The sequence below is a fragment of the Leptospira noguchii serovar Panama str. CZ214 genome, from assembly GCF_000306255.2.
Classification (GTDB): Bacteria; Spirochaetota; Leptospiria; order Leptospirales; family Leptospiraceae; genus Leptospira; species Leptospira noguchii.
In genome coordinates this window covers 1-14219 of the sequence record NZ_AKWY02000031.1, presented here as the reverse complement: position 1 = coordinate 14219, position 14219 = coordinate 1, and the positions used below count along the sequence as shown (strand labels likewise).

The window sequence follows — 14219 nt, the reverse complement described above, 5'->3', positions numbered from 1 at the left end:
TGAATGAATCAAGCAAATATTAAAACCGGTTTTCATTTCGTTTTTTTTGTGTTTTTAATTTTTGGAATCTGTTTTTTTCCAATATCCGTTTTTTCTCAATCAGAATGTGAATACTCACCTCCAGAATATTTTCTTTCTCTTGCATTTGAAAGACAAGCGAATGCCGCAAGAATTCAATCTCAGGAACAATCCAAAAAGATTTACGAGGAATCTTTAGAATATTACGATCGATATATTCGTTGTTCCGAAGAACTACAAAAAGAAGTTTCTCCGGTTTCCAGAGTTGCAAAAGCAAATGTACATTTTTTCTTAGGACAGTTGGAAAATGCTTCTAAAGAAGTGGATGCAGCTATTTTTTCCGATCCGAATTTTAGAGATGGCTACCTTTTAAAGGCTAGGATTTTAATTCGTTTTGGTGAATTTCAAAAAGCGAGCGACTTTCTAGAAACGAACTTAAGTCGTTTTCCGGAAGATTCCGATTTTCTTTATCTTTTGGGTTCTCTCAACCAGGAACTTAAAAATTATCCGAGAGCAATTCTTTATCTGACGTCTTTGAGCGATACGATCCGAAATCGAGAAGGAAATCCAAAGTATAGATCGTTTGTGGATAAGTCTTTGGGTGAGATTTATTTTGCAAACGCACAACCTAAAAAGGCGCTCTATTTTTTAAATTCGTATCTACATCAAAATCCAGTCGATCTTTCTGCAAGACTGACTCTTGCAAAAATCTGGAATCAGTTGGGTAAATTTTCCTCTGCTCGCAAAGAGCTAAACAGAATTTTAAAGACGAAAAAAAATCTTTCCTCTGTGGAGCATCTTCTTGCGGAAATGTATTTTATAGAAAGTAGGGCAACCGCATTCGAATATTTTAATATTCTTAACAGAAATTCTAAAATTCCTAAGGGAGGAGTTTTAGAAGGGCTTTATTTAGTTCTTCAGGGTGAAACTGAACAGGCAAAAGTTTTACTTTTGCCGATAAAAGAAAAATTTCCGGGTCGTTTAGCGGTCAGACTGGCTATGTTTGACGTATATGAAAAGGAGAATAACGTTTCTTTATTTCTAAAAGAACTCAAAGAAGTAGCAGAACTTGTGTTCGGAATGCAGCAATTTGAACTTGCGGAAAGAATCGCACAAAAGGCGTTAATCGTATCCGATAAATCTACAGAATGGAGTAAGGCGGAAATATATGATTTTCTTGCTTCTTGTAATGAACAATCAGGTTATATTTATCGTGCGATCTTGATGTCCAGAAAAGCGGTAGAAAGTTCTAAAAAGGAAGAGGAAAAACTTAAGTTTCAGTTGCATCTTGCGTATTTACTTAGAAATGATCCTCCTGATAAAAAAGAAGAAGCAGAAACTCTCATTCGTAACGTTCTACAAACTAGTCCAGAATTGTCCTATGCTAGATATTTACTCGGAGTTGTTTTGGCTTCCAACGAAAAATATAAAGAAGCATTAGAAGAATTGAATGTAGCAATAAAAACAGATTCAGAAAATGCAATCTACTATTTTTATAGGGCTTCGGTTCATGAAAGGTTGGAACAACAGGAATTTATGGAAAAGGATCTGAAAAAATCGATAGAGATTGATCCAGGAAATCCGATCGCATATAATTATTTGGGGTATTATCTTTCCGAAAAAGGGGTTCGTTTGGAAGAATCTCTTTCTCTCGTTCAAAAAGCTGTAGAACTCGCTCCTGACAACGAGGCTTATCAAGATAGTTTAGGTTGGATTTTTTTCAAACTAGGAAATCACGAAGAAGCACTTTTGCACCTTCAACTTGCATATCAAATTTTAAAGGACAAGGGAGGAGAGGATCCAGTTATTTTAGAACATTTAGGAGACGTTTATAAGGAAAAAAACCAAGGTGTAAACGCGGTCGCCTATTGGGAAAAAAGTTTAAAACTTTTTAAAAAGAAGGAAGATATTTCCAGAATTCAAAAAAAAATACAAATTGGTGTTCGACAAAATAACAAATAAAAAATGAGCTATCATGAGATTTAAATTATATTTTAATATTCTAATGTTAATTTCAATTTTAAGTAATGGTAATTGCGCCACTACTCAAATTGAGGAGATTTCTTTTTCAGATAAAGGAAATCTAAAATTCCTGTCTTCTAAAAATCCGGAAGCGGCTAAAATTCTGAAAGCAGTCCGAGATTTAGAAGCTAAAAATTCTTCTTATTCGGGAGAGTTTTCGATGCGGATAGAGAACTTTGTTCCTAAAAAGGAAACTTTTTCTGCGGATGGAAAGATCTTTTATGATAAACCTTCCGGGAAGATGTACATAGAACTTGCCGATCCTTTTTTTGGAATGATTGTATCTAGAGTATATACGGATGGAAATTCGATTCATATCAAAACCGCAAACGGAGGGATGCAGGTTCTTCCGATGGGGGATATTCTTCTTAAAGATCCAAGCGGTAAAAAACAATCTACGATTCCATTTCCGGTTTTATATTCTCTTTTATCCAATAATAGTTCCGGTCTTGCGGGAACAGATCCAATTTATGTAAATCTTTCTGAAAAGGCGATTCTTGTAAAAAAAACTGGGGAAGACATTACTTTTTGGACGACCGATTTTGGAATTTCTTCTGTGGAATTACTTTCTAAAAAAAGTAATCTCAAGGCGATCACAAAGGTTCAAGGGACGGTTTCTTTTCCTCCAAAAATCACAATTACAAGAATCGTAGAACCGAAAACCAATTTAGATCAGAATAAGGTAGAGATTAAAATGAAAAAGATTTCTCTTTCCGAAACGATTTCTGCTTCTAAATTTCAATTTTAAAATACAAAATCTATAATTCCTATCAAATGAATTCAAAGGTTGATTTTAAAATTATAAATAGATTTGTAAATATGGAATATTCAATTTTTAGAATATATTAAGTGTAATAAGCCGGTCTGGGAAATATGTTCTTTAATTTGTTTAAGATTTATAAAAAAATTATAGAGTGGGTTTTTAAATAAGGAGAAATGAATATGCTTTCCGAAACCAGAAATGGTCATATTTTAGAGCTTTATATTGAAACTAACGAAGTAAATTCTTTGAACGTAGAATTTTTCAAAACGTTCTCTGCAAAACTGGATTTGATCGCTAAAGATTTGTCGATCAAAGCAGTCATTTTAACTTCTAAAAATGAAAAATTTTTTTCTAACGGCTTTAATCCCGAAATTTTTGTGGGTAAATCTTCGGAAGAAATCCGAAACGTTATGCGTATTGCTTTGGAGACTGCATCCAAATATTTATTTTTGGATAGACCCGTTGTTTGCGCAATGAACGGGCATTCTATGGGTTTGGGAGCGGTCTTTGCGGTCTTTTCTGATTATAGAATTATGGTAGAAAAAAAGGGAAGATTCGGTTTTCCAGAATCACAGATAGGGATCAATTTCCCTGCGGTTCCTGGTTTTATGCTTAAAGAAATTGTTGGAATTACAAAAGCGAGAGATCTTTTGTATTCTGGAAAGGCTCTCAAAGCGGAAGAGGCTTTAGAAATTGGTTTGATTGATGAGATTGTTTCTTCTTTGGACGATCTGATAACTCGTGCTCGAAAATATTGTGATCAGTTCAAGGATATGGCGATCGGTTCCGTAATTGGAATTAAAGTTTCTTTGCGTGATCCGGTTCGTGTTTTTGCGGAACATAACGCTGAAAGGGACGTTAAGTTGATCTCGGAAGCGATTTTTTCTAAAAACGGTCAGGAAGGTATGAGGTCCATTTTAGAAAAAAGAAGACCCGTGTTTCAGTAGATTAGAATATTTTAATAAAATAATTAATTAAATTTATTTTATTTATTAGGAAACTGAATTTTAAATTTAGAAAGAGGTTTGTTGTAAGGGAACTTCTATAAGATGAATTTGGATTTTTGTAATGTCACAAACGATGATTTTATTAGAAATTTAATTGGCGGACCTTTTTTAGGATTTTAGAGATTTTCGGAACTTGTTCTAAAATTTTAGATTAAATCCTTTTTAAAAGATCCGATTGAATGTGGTAGTTCCCACAAATTACCTCTCTTTTTATCGTTCTTGTAATTTTAAATTATTTCTTTTTTGCAACGAAACTTATGCAGTAGCTCCCACATTTTCAAAAATATCTAACTCGAGTTCCTCTTTTGCTTTATACCGAATTCACAATTCACGTTATTTACAATCAAGACCCGCGCTACAGTTTCTTTCACTTACATTTTTTCCAACTTTTTTCAATTAACGCGAGGTTTGGTATAAGAAAATGAAAAAGATTTTCTAAAAATAGGAGTTCCTACAATTTTAGAATTCGTTCGTAAAATTTTAATCTGGAGTAGTTCCTGCAGATTAAGTCACATTACGAATTTTTAATCATTCACTTTTTGTATGAGTTCCCACATTTAAGGAATTGATCTGTAAATTTTAGATTCCAACTTTTTTAGAAAGATGAATTTTTTGCGCTGAATTTATGTTCAACTAGCTCAGGGTTAAAAATTTCGTTTTAAGAAAGTTCATTTTTAAGTTAAAAAAATGTAGGAACTCCTACTTTTAGTGAAATACTTTTCCCGGATTTAAGATTTCCTTTGGGTCTACTTCTTTTTTAAACATTTTCAGACCTTGCAAGGCAGGTTTGGAAGTTGCTTTTTCATACCAAACTTTGTGATCAGAACCGACACCGTGATGATGGGAAATAGGAGCACCATTTAGAAAAAAAGTTTCTGAAATTGAACGTTTCATTTTGAACCACTGTTCTGCAGTTTTTTTTTCGTCCATAGGAAATAGAATGGTGAAATATAAACAGGCCCCTTCATGATAACTATGGGAGATATGACACATAGCAATCGAATTCGGGATTGATTTTTCCAAAGAGTCAATTCCTTCTTTATGAAGTTTAAGAACTCGATCGTATGTAGTGGATGTTTCCATCGTATCCACACCAATTCCGTTTTCCATCAAATGATTTCTAAGGAAAGGCATGTTATATCTGGAATGAATCCATTGTTCACCTAGATGAGTACCTACGTAAAGTCCTCTATGTTTGCGAAGAATCGATTTGATCCTTGAAAAGTTTCGGGATACTTCTTCTTGAGGGCCGTCTAATCCAAGTAAAACTACACATTTATCTCTGCCCAAGGAATTCCATTTTAAAATTATATTTTGAATCCGGTTCTTGAGCCAGAGGATCGGTGTATTTTTTTTACCAAGAGTGCCTAACGTTTGATAAAGACGGGTTTCGTTTTGATCGGAAAGACGGATCATAGAAGTTGGAATTTCCTTATGATTAACTTCTCGGATAAAATTAACCCCTGACTCAAAATTAGGAAATAGGATTCCAAAATACTTTCTAATTTCAGGAAGTTTATGAACTTTGATCGTAGCCTCTGTGATAATTCCGAGCAGACCCTCGCTTCCGGCAAAAATTCGATTCAATTCCGGACCTGTGGAAGCAGCAGGCTCTCTCAGAGTTGTTACCGTGCCTGTTGGGGTTATTACTTTTAAACTAGTAAGAATTTCCTCAATCTTACCATATCGATTTGATTGTTGACCCGCGCTTCGAGCTGCGATCCAACCGCCTAACGTAGAATATTCGAAAGACTGAGGAAAATGACCTAGGGTAAATCCTTTTTCATTTAAGGATGTTTCTAAATGAGGTCCGTAGATTCCAGTTTGGAACGTGGCTAAATGACTTTCCAAATCTAAAGATAAAATAGAGTTCATTCGAGTAGTATCTAAAGAAAGGACCTGCTTTTGTCCTTTACCTTTGATTACTTCTAAACCTCCCACTACAGAAGAACCACCTCCATAGGGAATTACGGTGATATGATTTTTAGAACAGTATTCTAAAATTTTAGAAATTTCAGATTCCTTACCAGGATAAATCACTCCGTCTACAAAATTTTTAAGAGAGTTAAACGAAAGTCTTAGTACATCGTAATAACTTCTTCCAGCGGAATGAAGAATTCTTTCCCTTCTTTCGATTGAAAAATGTTTTACTCCGCTGATTTTACTCAAATCTCGAATCTGAGTCGGCGTAAAAGAAGATTTAGGAAGAGTAATCTCTTCTAGAGCGACTGGAGGAGTTTTTCGTATTTTTGAAATTTGAAGTTCGTCTGATAAAAATTTTAGGATTTCTTGCATCTGCTCAACTTTAAAAAAGTCCTGACCGTAAGCTCCCCAAGAATTCCATCTTAAATTCTCTCTTGTATAATCTATCTTAGAATTGAGTTCCTTATAAAACATAACGCTTGAAAATCTCCAGTGATAACGCTCATTAACGTTCAATTTTTTTCAAATAGAAGATCATATTTTGAAACAAATCGAAAAAATAAATATCTTATATAAACCAATGATCGAATCCTTTCGGGTTTAAAATCGGAAGAATCCGTTTCATTTCTAAAAAATCGAGATGAATATGCCAACCAATAAAAAATTATCTTCTTCAAAAACAAAATCATCTAGAAACTCAGAAACTTCCGTCTACGACTTGTTAGTGATCGGAGGTGGAATTACGGGCGCACATGTACTTTGGGATTCCACTTTGAGAGGAATGAAATCGATTCTTTTGGAAAAAAACGACTACGCTTCTGGAACCAGTCAGGCGACGTCTAAAATGATTCACGGAGGTTTGCGGTACTTAAAAAATTTAGAGTTAGGGCTTGTCAGAGAATCTTTGAGAGAAAGGGCTACATTAGCTAGGATTACACCACAAGCAGTTCAAACAATGGGGATTTTGGTCCCTCTCTATTCGAACATGGATCGGATCGTTCTGAAGTTCGGAATGATTTTATATGACTCTCTTTCTTATGACCGAAACACAAATATATGTAAAGATAGATTGATTCCTAGATATGATTTTCTTTCCAAAGAACAAACACTTTTGGAATCTCCTACGATTGAACGCGAAAAACTAAAGGGTGCTTACCTATATTATGATTATTTAAATATCAATCCAGAAAGACATACTTGTGAATTTATTTTTTCTGCAAGAGAAAGAGGAGCAGAAGCGAAAAATTATATGGAAGTGGTTTCCATCACCCGTTCAAACGATTCTTTATACACAATCATTGCAAGAGATAGAATTTCAGAAAAGGAAATCGTATATAGAACTAAGGCGGTTATTAATGCGGCGGGACCTTGGGCAGATTTTGTAGAATCTCTTGCAGGAGTTGAAATTGATAAACACCTTGTAAGATCCAAGGGGATACACGTAGTTACCAGAAAAATCGGCGGGGATAAAATTTTAGTAACGAAAAAAAAAGACGGCACACATCTTTTTGTAATTCCCTGGAGAAACAAAACGATTATTGGAACGACGGACACAGAATACGCGGATCATCCGGATCGATTTAGAGTTACTAAAAAAGATATAGAAGAATTGTTAAGCGAAATCAACAATTCCTTTGGATATACAAATCTGACTTTAAAAGATGTGGATTTTTATTACGGAGGTTTAAGACCTCTTGTAGAAGATTCGGGCGAGGGCAGATCTACATACAACACTTCCAGAAAGACGGAAATTATCGATCATAAAGAATTGGGTTTTCCTGGTTTTTTTACGGCGATGGGGGGAAAATATACTACGAGTCGTGGTGTAGCGGAAGAGGTAGTTAATAAGGTAGCCGATTATCTTCCGGGAAATTTTCGAGTTTGTGAAACTTCATCGGTTCCACCTTCTACCGGACATTATTCTGACCTTGTTTCACTCGTTAAGGATCTGCAAAAAAAGTTTATTAAATTTAACGGAGAAATGATTGAGACTTTAGCGTTTCGTTATGGATCTCAGTCGTATCGAATTCTTGAAAAGTGTAAACCAGAAGAAGAATTTTATGTTCTTCAAAACGGAGAAAAATTTTATGAAAGCGAAGTAAAATTTATCACGAATAGAGAAGACATACGGTTTGCGACTGATTTTTTCTTTCGTAGATCGGGTGTGGGTGTACCAGGTTTATTGGAAGAAAAAGAGATGAACAGACTTTTCGGATCATTGGGAAAACATCTAGGTTGGAACCAAAGTAGGGTCCGTCAAGAAATCAAAACGGTAAAGGATCGTTATAAGATTTATTAAAAAATCAGAATGTAAACGAATTGGAAAGAAGGATCGATAAGAAATCTTTAACAAGATCCGAGGTTTCCGAAAGACTGATCGCTTCCGAGTCTAGGATCCTTTGAACCACAGTTCCTAAAATTACGCTGATTAAAATTCGGTTGAGGGCGGGGTTTGTAATTCCTAAATGTTTTGTTATGATATGAACATATTCTTTGATGGTGTCTGCGATCAAAGATTTTTCTTCTTCATGATTTTTTAATCTCGAAACGTCACAAATGATATAGAGTAAATTTTGAAAGTAGGTCTCTCTTGTTTGAACCATTTGAAAAAGGGATTCTACTCTGGTTTCTAAAGTTTGTCCTAAATCTCCTTTAGAGTGAATTTGTAATTCTTCAATGTCTTTGTTTAATACGAACTTAACCAATTCCTTAAATATATCTTCTTTCGTGGCGAAATAATGATACAGTGTTCCAGTAGAAACGTCCAACTCCGCCGCGATTTCTCTCATAGAAACCGCGGAATATCCTCTTCTCGCAAGAATATCCACGCACTTGGCTAGTATCTCCGTTTTGTATTTTTCATGATTTACTATCTTAGGCATCGAATTCCCTCGGATATTTTTTCTTGGTAATTTGTATTATGCAAATTAGTTTTTATCGAAGTCGATTGATTTGAAAAACCGATTTCTTTTGCAGGATCAATAAGCAATTTTCATCTTTTTATAGATAAACCCAAGTAACCAGATCGGACCGATCATTAAAAATTGAAGGTCCTTAAAAAAAGAAGGTTTTTTACCTTCAATTTTATGACCGATAAATTGTCCGACCCAGGCCAAAACAAAAATCGTAATCGAAAGTTCCAAAATTCCGTACGAATAATTTCCGATCATAATTGGCAGAACGGTTCTTTCTAAAAGAACGATCAGATACATCATCAAAGAACTTAAAATCAACATTCCAAAAGCCAATGTAGTTGAAAGTCGTATGTAAAATACAAGCGCCAAAACAAGAGCGATCGTTGCAAAATTTAAGTAAGGTACGGATAGAAAAACGGAAGGAACTGGGATTGCCCAAAGAAGTCCAACGACCGTAAAATAAATCGAAGGAACACAAATCCAATGTATGTTTTTATTGATAGGATTTTGATGACTTTCCCCGTACTCGTCTAACCAGGTTTCTACAGATTTCATAACAACTCCTTTAGATTTAAGAATTTTAAACGTTCGAAATAGGACCGCAAGTTTTTTTTGACAAACTTTCTGACTAAAATTTTAAATAGTTGCGATTTCGGGAAACGTTATCAATTTCAAAAAGTATAATTGAATTCTAGAAACTTCAAAACAATTTAAATTCGAGATAAAACCATATAAAATTCCTACGTAAAATCGACGTTTGCCAAGTGTTATTTAATTAAAAACTCATTTTATAAAAATTTGACCACTCATTTTTCACTCTTCAGAGGTAGTAGTAGGCTCTGTTTCCAAAGGTTTTGTAATTCTTTCGATAGGAAGTTTTTTTACGTGATTTGCCATTTCTTTCAAAATGCCTTCGGTAACTTGTTTCATGATTTCGCCGGTAACTTCGTTTTCCAAAATTTCTGTAATCATAGAACTTATATCTTCTCCTAATCTTTTAGAAATTTCTCCCATAAATGGAATTTTAGATAATTCTCCCAATAAAAATTTAGATTGGAGAGATTCGTTTACCTTTGCGTGGAATCGATCTTGATGAAGTTCAAACGCTTTTTTGGCGAGTTCATTATAGTCTAGGCGAATCATCACTTCTTCTACTCTTGTCAAGGAATGTAGAAAAACTGCGTCCGCGATTGTATCTACGATCACATCTCTGAATCGGAAAGTAATCTCTCTGGTGACAATATCGCTTAGGTTTTGTCCCGATTGACCTAACTTGTAGAATGCAATCAGTAATTTGATTCCTCTTAGAATTAAAAAAGGACGTAGAAAATAAAATGGGACCACTCCTATCATTTCATACCAATTCATAGAGAAATACGAACTTGGATCTTTGGATTTCCTGAATTTTGCGATTAATTCCAGAATCCAAATCGTTAAAACAAAAAAATCGAAACCGATCACATAGACGTATAATTCTTTTGGGAGGATTTCCTTATATGAATTGTAAATTAAAAGAAGGAGAACGTCTAAAACGGCGAAAGAAAGTAAAAAGACGTCTCTTCCTGAACCTGGAAGGGCACGGAGCCAAAGATAAAAATGCCAGATGTTGAATTTGTTGATCCTGACCGGAAAACGTTCTGAATCATCCATTTTACTTATAATCTCTCAAGAAAGGATGGTTTACAGTATTTAGGAGAATGGGATTCTGGTCACTACAATTCCATGTCATCTCAAGTGGCGATTGACGGTTTTAATCTGATTTATAAATTTCCAGATTTGGAAGAATCCATGTATCACAATCGACTTTCTGATGCTAGACGAACTCTTTTGGAATGGATCGAGTTGTATTCCAAAAAAAAGAAAAAACAAAATTTCTACGTTTTTTTTGACGGAAAAAAAGAAATAGGAAACGAAGTTCTCCAAGAAACATTCGGAAAATTGAATGTATATTATAGCCGAGATAGAAAAGCAGACGACTTGATTAAGGAATTTGTTCGAACTCAAATTCGTCCGGCTGATGTTCAAGTAGTCAGTTCGGATAAGGAGATTTTTTATCACGCAAAAAAATGGGGTGCACACCCGATTACTTCGGAAGAATTTGCATCCATAGTCACTGCTGAGATTTTCCCTTCTAAACAAAAAAAAGGTCCAGAAGAATTCAAAGATAAAAAGCTGAGTTCCCAAGAATTAGAATATTGGAAAAATTTATTTAGGAAGGGCAGATAACGTGCTGTTCAATTCGATTACTTTTGCGATTTTTTTTGCAATCGTTTATTGTATTTACTGGTCGATTTCTAAAAAAAGACGTCCCGATTTTTTGATTCTTTCTAGCGCTTTTTTCTACATTTGGTTTTCTTGGATTTTCTTTTTTCACTTCCTTTTTGTAATTTTACTCAACTATTTCTTTTATATTCGTATTAAAACTTCCCAAAATAGTCCGAAGTCTTGGATGATCTTGTCGGTTCTTTTTAACTGTATCAATCTGGGATTTTTTAAATACTTTTATTTCTTTTCTAGGGTTTTAGCGGATTTAACTGGTTATCCTTTTTTTACAGAGATACAGGGAATCGTTCATATTGTTCTTCCTCTTGCGATTAGTTTTTATAGTTTTCAGATGATCGCCACTGCCGTAGACGCTGGAAGAAATCCGGAAGGAAAGACGATTTCTCTCAAAGAATATTTTTTATTTGTATTGTTTTTTCCTGTTTTGATCGCAGGACCTATTATGAGGACTGGAGACTTTTTTCCGAACTTAAATCATTTAGAACCAGATCGAGATAAAATTTATAATGGTTGTTATTTGATGTTAGGCGGATTGATCAAAAAGGTTCTGATTGCGGACCCTGCTGCTGGGCTGATTTCTCCCGTATTTTCCAATCCTGCAACGTATGATTTTACTTCTTTGATTCTTGCTGGGATTGGGTATTCGATTCAGGTATTTTGTGATTTTTCGGGTCTTACCGATATGGCAAGGGGAGTAGGTGCATTGTTGGGTTTTTATTTGCCTGAAAATTTTAGGGCTCCTTTTCTTTCTTTAAGCGGAAGAGAACTCTGGCAGAGATGGCACATAACGTTGTCATTTTGGCTTCGGGATTACATATACTTTTCGTTAGGTGGAAGTAAGGTAGCGGTTTGGAGAACACATTTAAACTTGATTTTAACCATGACAATCGGAGGTTTTTGGCATGGTGCGGATTATACCTTTATCGCGTGGGGTTTTTACTGGGGAGTTTTACTTGCTGTAGAAAGATATTTGGAAACTTCTTTAGGATGGAAACTGACTCCAGATAAAAATTTTGTTTTGAAGATATCCAAGGTTTGGATTGTGTTTTTACTTTTTTCTTTCGGAGCCATTCTTTTTAGGGCAAACAATGCAAAAACAATGATACAACACGTATTTGGAATTTTCGAAAACGTTCCAAATAAAATTGAAACTGAACTTGTTTTTTCTTCCTTATCCTGGCTTGGAAGTGCAGGAAGTTTGATTGATGGGAATTCTTTCTTTATGCTCAATCAGATGGAAAATTTAGAAAAATTCTTTTATCTTTTTTTGGGTCTTGTGTTTTTCAATTGGGTTCAGTATGTTCCGGGCTTTTGGAAAAAATTTAGAAAATACGATCCTTGGCTTCTTACGTTAGTTGGTGTTATCTCCGTTTTTTTACTTGCTTTGTTTTCGGAAGATTCGAGCGCGTTTATCTATTATAAATTTTAGGAGAATAGAATGTTTCGAAATCGATTTCTTCTAGTTCCTTTTGTCATATTTGTGATCTCGTTCGGAATCGATAAATTGATCAGCTCCACGATTTTAGAACCTTATTATTCTTTAAGTCTTTCCGATTTGAATTTCAGACATAAGGAATTTCTTTTTGAAGAATTGAAAGATTATCTTAAAAAAGAAAATCGCAAAAAAGTTTTGGTTTATTTTGGAAATTCCAGAGCGCTTTTATTCAGAAATGATTATATAGAAAAAAAATATCCAGATTGGGTATTGTTTAATTTTTCCGTTCCAGGAGGATCTCCCGATTATTATTTGTATTGGTTGGAACGTTTTCAATCCGATAGTGTAAAACCGGATTTTATCTTGATGGACGAATCAATTGAAATTTTCAATTCTTCTTCTATTTTAACCTTGGACGAGGTTCTTTTTTACGGATTGAGTCCTCTTTTTGTATTGAGACATTTGGATCGATATTCTTATTCGGATCTTACTGGTTACATAGTCAAAAAATTATTTCATACGGTTAAAAATCGTCCTAGATGGAGTGTAATTCGTGCACGGGCTAAAGATGGGGGAATTTTAGCAAAAGGTTATAGTAAACTACGTTACGAAATTTGGGAGAATCTTAAAAGACAAAAAGGTAGTGCTACTTCAGATTCGAGCCCTAGAGTTGTGTTGCCTGCGGAGCTTCTTAAAAAAAGATCGAACACTGATTTTAAATCTTATCTAGGTACTTTTACGTTCAATCCAAAGATGCTTGCAAACCAAGAAGACGCGATTCGAATCGTAAAAGAAATGGGAATTTCCCATGCTATGATTTGGGTAAGAGTTGCTCGTCCTTACTTTGAACTTTATAAAACTAAAAAAGTTTTGACCAACAATCAAGACGAAAGAACTCCCTATGAAATTATGATTCCTATTTTAAAAAAATTGCATGAATTTACGGGGACTTCTTTTTGGAACATGAACGAGGACGAGGAATATCATTGTGACGATTTTAGTGATCCTGGTCATATGTCTCCGAATTGTTTTAACGACTACGCCGACTTCATATTCAAAAGATTGCCGAAATGATTTGTATATCCGGAACCAAAATTTTCTCCACGAATTCACATTAAATAATCATTCATCAATAATATAAAAGCAGGCGTTAAGATGGATTATCTAAAATTTCCCGTACCAATAACGGAAGAACTTCTCCCGTTTTACCTTGAAGGAACAAGTCTACGGAAGATGAAAAGTAAGACTGTTCCGGATTGATTTCTACAATAAGAGCGCCGGAATCTTTTGCGATTTGTGCTAGATGAACAGGCATACTGACAGAACCGGACGTTCCTAAGATCAATAAAAGATCTGTGACTTCCATTCTTAACATAGAAGTGTTCAACTTTCGATCGTCATAACTTTCACCGAACCAAACCACTCCCGGTCTTAAAAAAGAATTACAATTTTGGCATTGTGGGGGAAGAGGGGTTGTGTTTTCTGATATTTTTTCCTTAGATTCTTGTCCGCAAGAAATACATCGATTGTGTCCCCACCCACAAGTATACTTCCAGAAACGCATCTAAAACGAGACTGAAAAGTATAAAAAAATACTAAAAAACATTCTTTTAAGAATCTTTTTGGTTCAAAGTTGAGAAGAATTTCTAAGGTTTGTTTCTCTTTCGAAACGAGATTTCATAGATTTAAGAGCTTCAATAAGTGATTGATATTGATGAAAGGAGAGTTTTTCGGAAGGAATTTTGAAGGTTTTTTGAGCCATCGATTCCAAAGAAATCTGATACGGTGCAATTTTATTCACTTGAGAGAGAAGTATTTTGGTCATTTCTTTCTGGTCTATTGAAGGAATTGAG

The 14219-nt window shown here is 34.7% G+C and carries 11 protein-coding genes and 2 pseudogenes; 7 read left to right on the top strand and 6 right to left on the bottom strand.

The window, feature by feature from the left end; genetic code table 11:
* Positions 1 to 3: 3 nt before the first annotated feature.
* The 3 genes from LEP1GSC059_RS15915 to LEP1GSC059_RS15905 all read left to right on the top strand — a co-directional run bounded on the left by LEP1GSC059_RS15915 (position 4) and on the right by LEP1GSC059_RS15905 (position 3750).
* The gene (locus LEP1GSC059_RS15915) at positions 4 to 1980 is read left to right on the top strand and encodes a tetratricopeptide repeat protein (protein ID WP_020981061.1); all 1977 of its coding nucleotides are present in this window, start codon (positions 4 to 6) and stop codon (positions 1978 to 1980) included.
* A 13-nt stretch (positions 1981 to 1993) separates the two neighbouring features.
* A complete protein-coding gene (locus LEP1GSC059_RS15910; RefSeq protein ID WP_020981088.1) occupies positions 1994 to 2788 on the top strand; it encodes a LolA family protein in 795 nt (264 codons plus the stop codon).
* A gap of 194 nt (positions 2789 to 2982) precedes the next feature.
* Positions 2983 to 3750: an enoyl-CoA hydratase/isomerase family protein gene (locus tag LEP1GSC059_RS15905; protein ID WP_017213563.1), complete on the top strand. Its 768-nt coding sequence runs from the start codon at positions 2983 to 2985 to the stop codon at positions 3748 to 3750.
* A gap of 765 nt (positions 3751 to 4515) precedes the next feature.
* Here the strand turns inward: LEP1GSC059_RS15905 and LEP1GSC059_RS15900 are convergent.
* Positions 4516 to 6207: an FAD-binding oxidoreductase gene (locus tag LEP1GSC059_RS15900; RefSeq protein ID WP_020981076.1), complete on the bottom strand. Its 1692-nt coding sequence runs from the start codon at positions 6205 to 6207 to the stop codon at positions 4516 to 4518.
* Between the two features lie 172 nt (positions 6208 to 6379).
* On the opposite strand from LEP1GSC059_RS15900, the gene LEP1GSC059_RS15895 reads away from it, so the two are divergent.
* Positions 6380 to 8032 (top strand): glycerol-3-phosphate dehydrogenase/oxidase, encoded by a 1653-nt coding sequence (locus LEP1GSC059_RS15895; RefSeq protein ID WP_020981077.1) that lies wholly within the window; start codon positions 6380 to 6382, stop codon positions 8030 to 8032.
* 4 nt (positions 8033 to 8036) lie between these two features.
* Here the strand turns inward: LEP1GSC059_RS15895 and LEP1GSC059_RS15890 are convergent, their stop codons facing one another.
* From LEP1GSC059_RS15890 to LEP1GSC059_RS15880, 3 genes are all read right to left on the bottom strand, one after another.
* A complete protein-coding gene (locus LEP1GSC059_RS15890; RefSeq protein WP_002153813.1) occupies positions 8037 to 8615 on the bottom strand; it encodes a TetR/AcrR family transcriptional regulator in 579 nt (192 codons plus the stop codon).
* A 96-nt stretch (positions 8616 to 8711) separates the two neighbouring features.
* Positions 8712 to 9203 (bottom strand): Mpo1 family 2-hydroxy fatty acid dioxygenase, encoded by a 492-nt coding sequence (locus LEP1GSC059_RS15885; RefSeq protein WP_002176734.1) that lies wholly within the window; start codon positions 9201 to 9203, stop codon positions 8712 to 8714.
* 258 nt (positions 9204 to 9461) lie between these two features.
* Positions 9462 to 10298: a hypothetical protein gene (locus LEP1GSC059_RS15880; RefSeq protein ID WP_002176600.1), complete on the bottom strand. Its 837-nt coding sequence runs from the start codon at positions 10296 to 10298 to the stop codon at positions 9462 to 9464.
* A gap of 72 nt (positions 10299 to 10370) precedes the next feature.
* On the opposite strand from LEP1GSC059_RS15880, the gene LEP1GSC059_RS15875 reads away from it, so the two are divergent.
* From LEP1GSC059_RS15875 to LEP1GSC059_RS15865, 3 genes are read left to right on the top strand one after another with little or no spacing between them, the layout of a single operon-like run.
* Positions 10371 to 10874, top strand: coding sequence for an NYN domain-containing protein (locus tag LEP1GSC059_RS15875; protein WP_002176499.1), 504 nt, complete (start codon positions 10371 to 10373; stop codon positions 10872 to 10874).
* Between the two features lies 1 nt (position 10875).
* Positions 10876 to 12360 carry an MBOAT family O-acyltransferase gene (locus tag LEP1GSC059_RS15870; RefSeq protein ID WP_020981084.1) on the top strand — a complete coding sequence of 495 codons (1485 nt, stop codon included), beginning with the start codon at positions 10876 to 10878 and terminating at the stop codon, positions 12358 to 12360.
* 9 nt (positions 12361 to 12369) lie between these two features.
* Positions 12370 to 13440, top strand: coding sequence for a DUF1574 domain-containing protein (locus LEP1GSC059_RS15865; RefSeq protein ID WP_017213561.1), 1071 nt, complete (start codon positions 12370 to 12372; stop codon positions 13438 to 13440).
* Positions 13441 to 13516: 76 nt separating this feature from the next.
* Here the strand turns inward: LEP1GSC059_RS15865 and LEP1GSC059_RS15860 are convergent.
* Both LEP1GSC059_RS15860 and LEP1GSC059_RS15855 read right to left on the bottom strand, forming a co-directional pair.
* A pseudogene (locus LEP1GSC059_RS15860) lies at positions 13517 to 13894 on the bottom strand (Sir2 family NAD-dependent protein deacetylase); the annotation flags it as partial.
* A gap of 99 nt (positions 13895 to 13993) precedes the next feature.
* Positions 13994 to 14219: pseudogene (locus tag LEP1GSC059_RS15855) on the bottom strand (hypothetical protein); the annotation flags it as partial.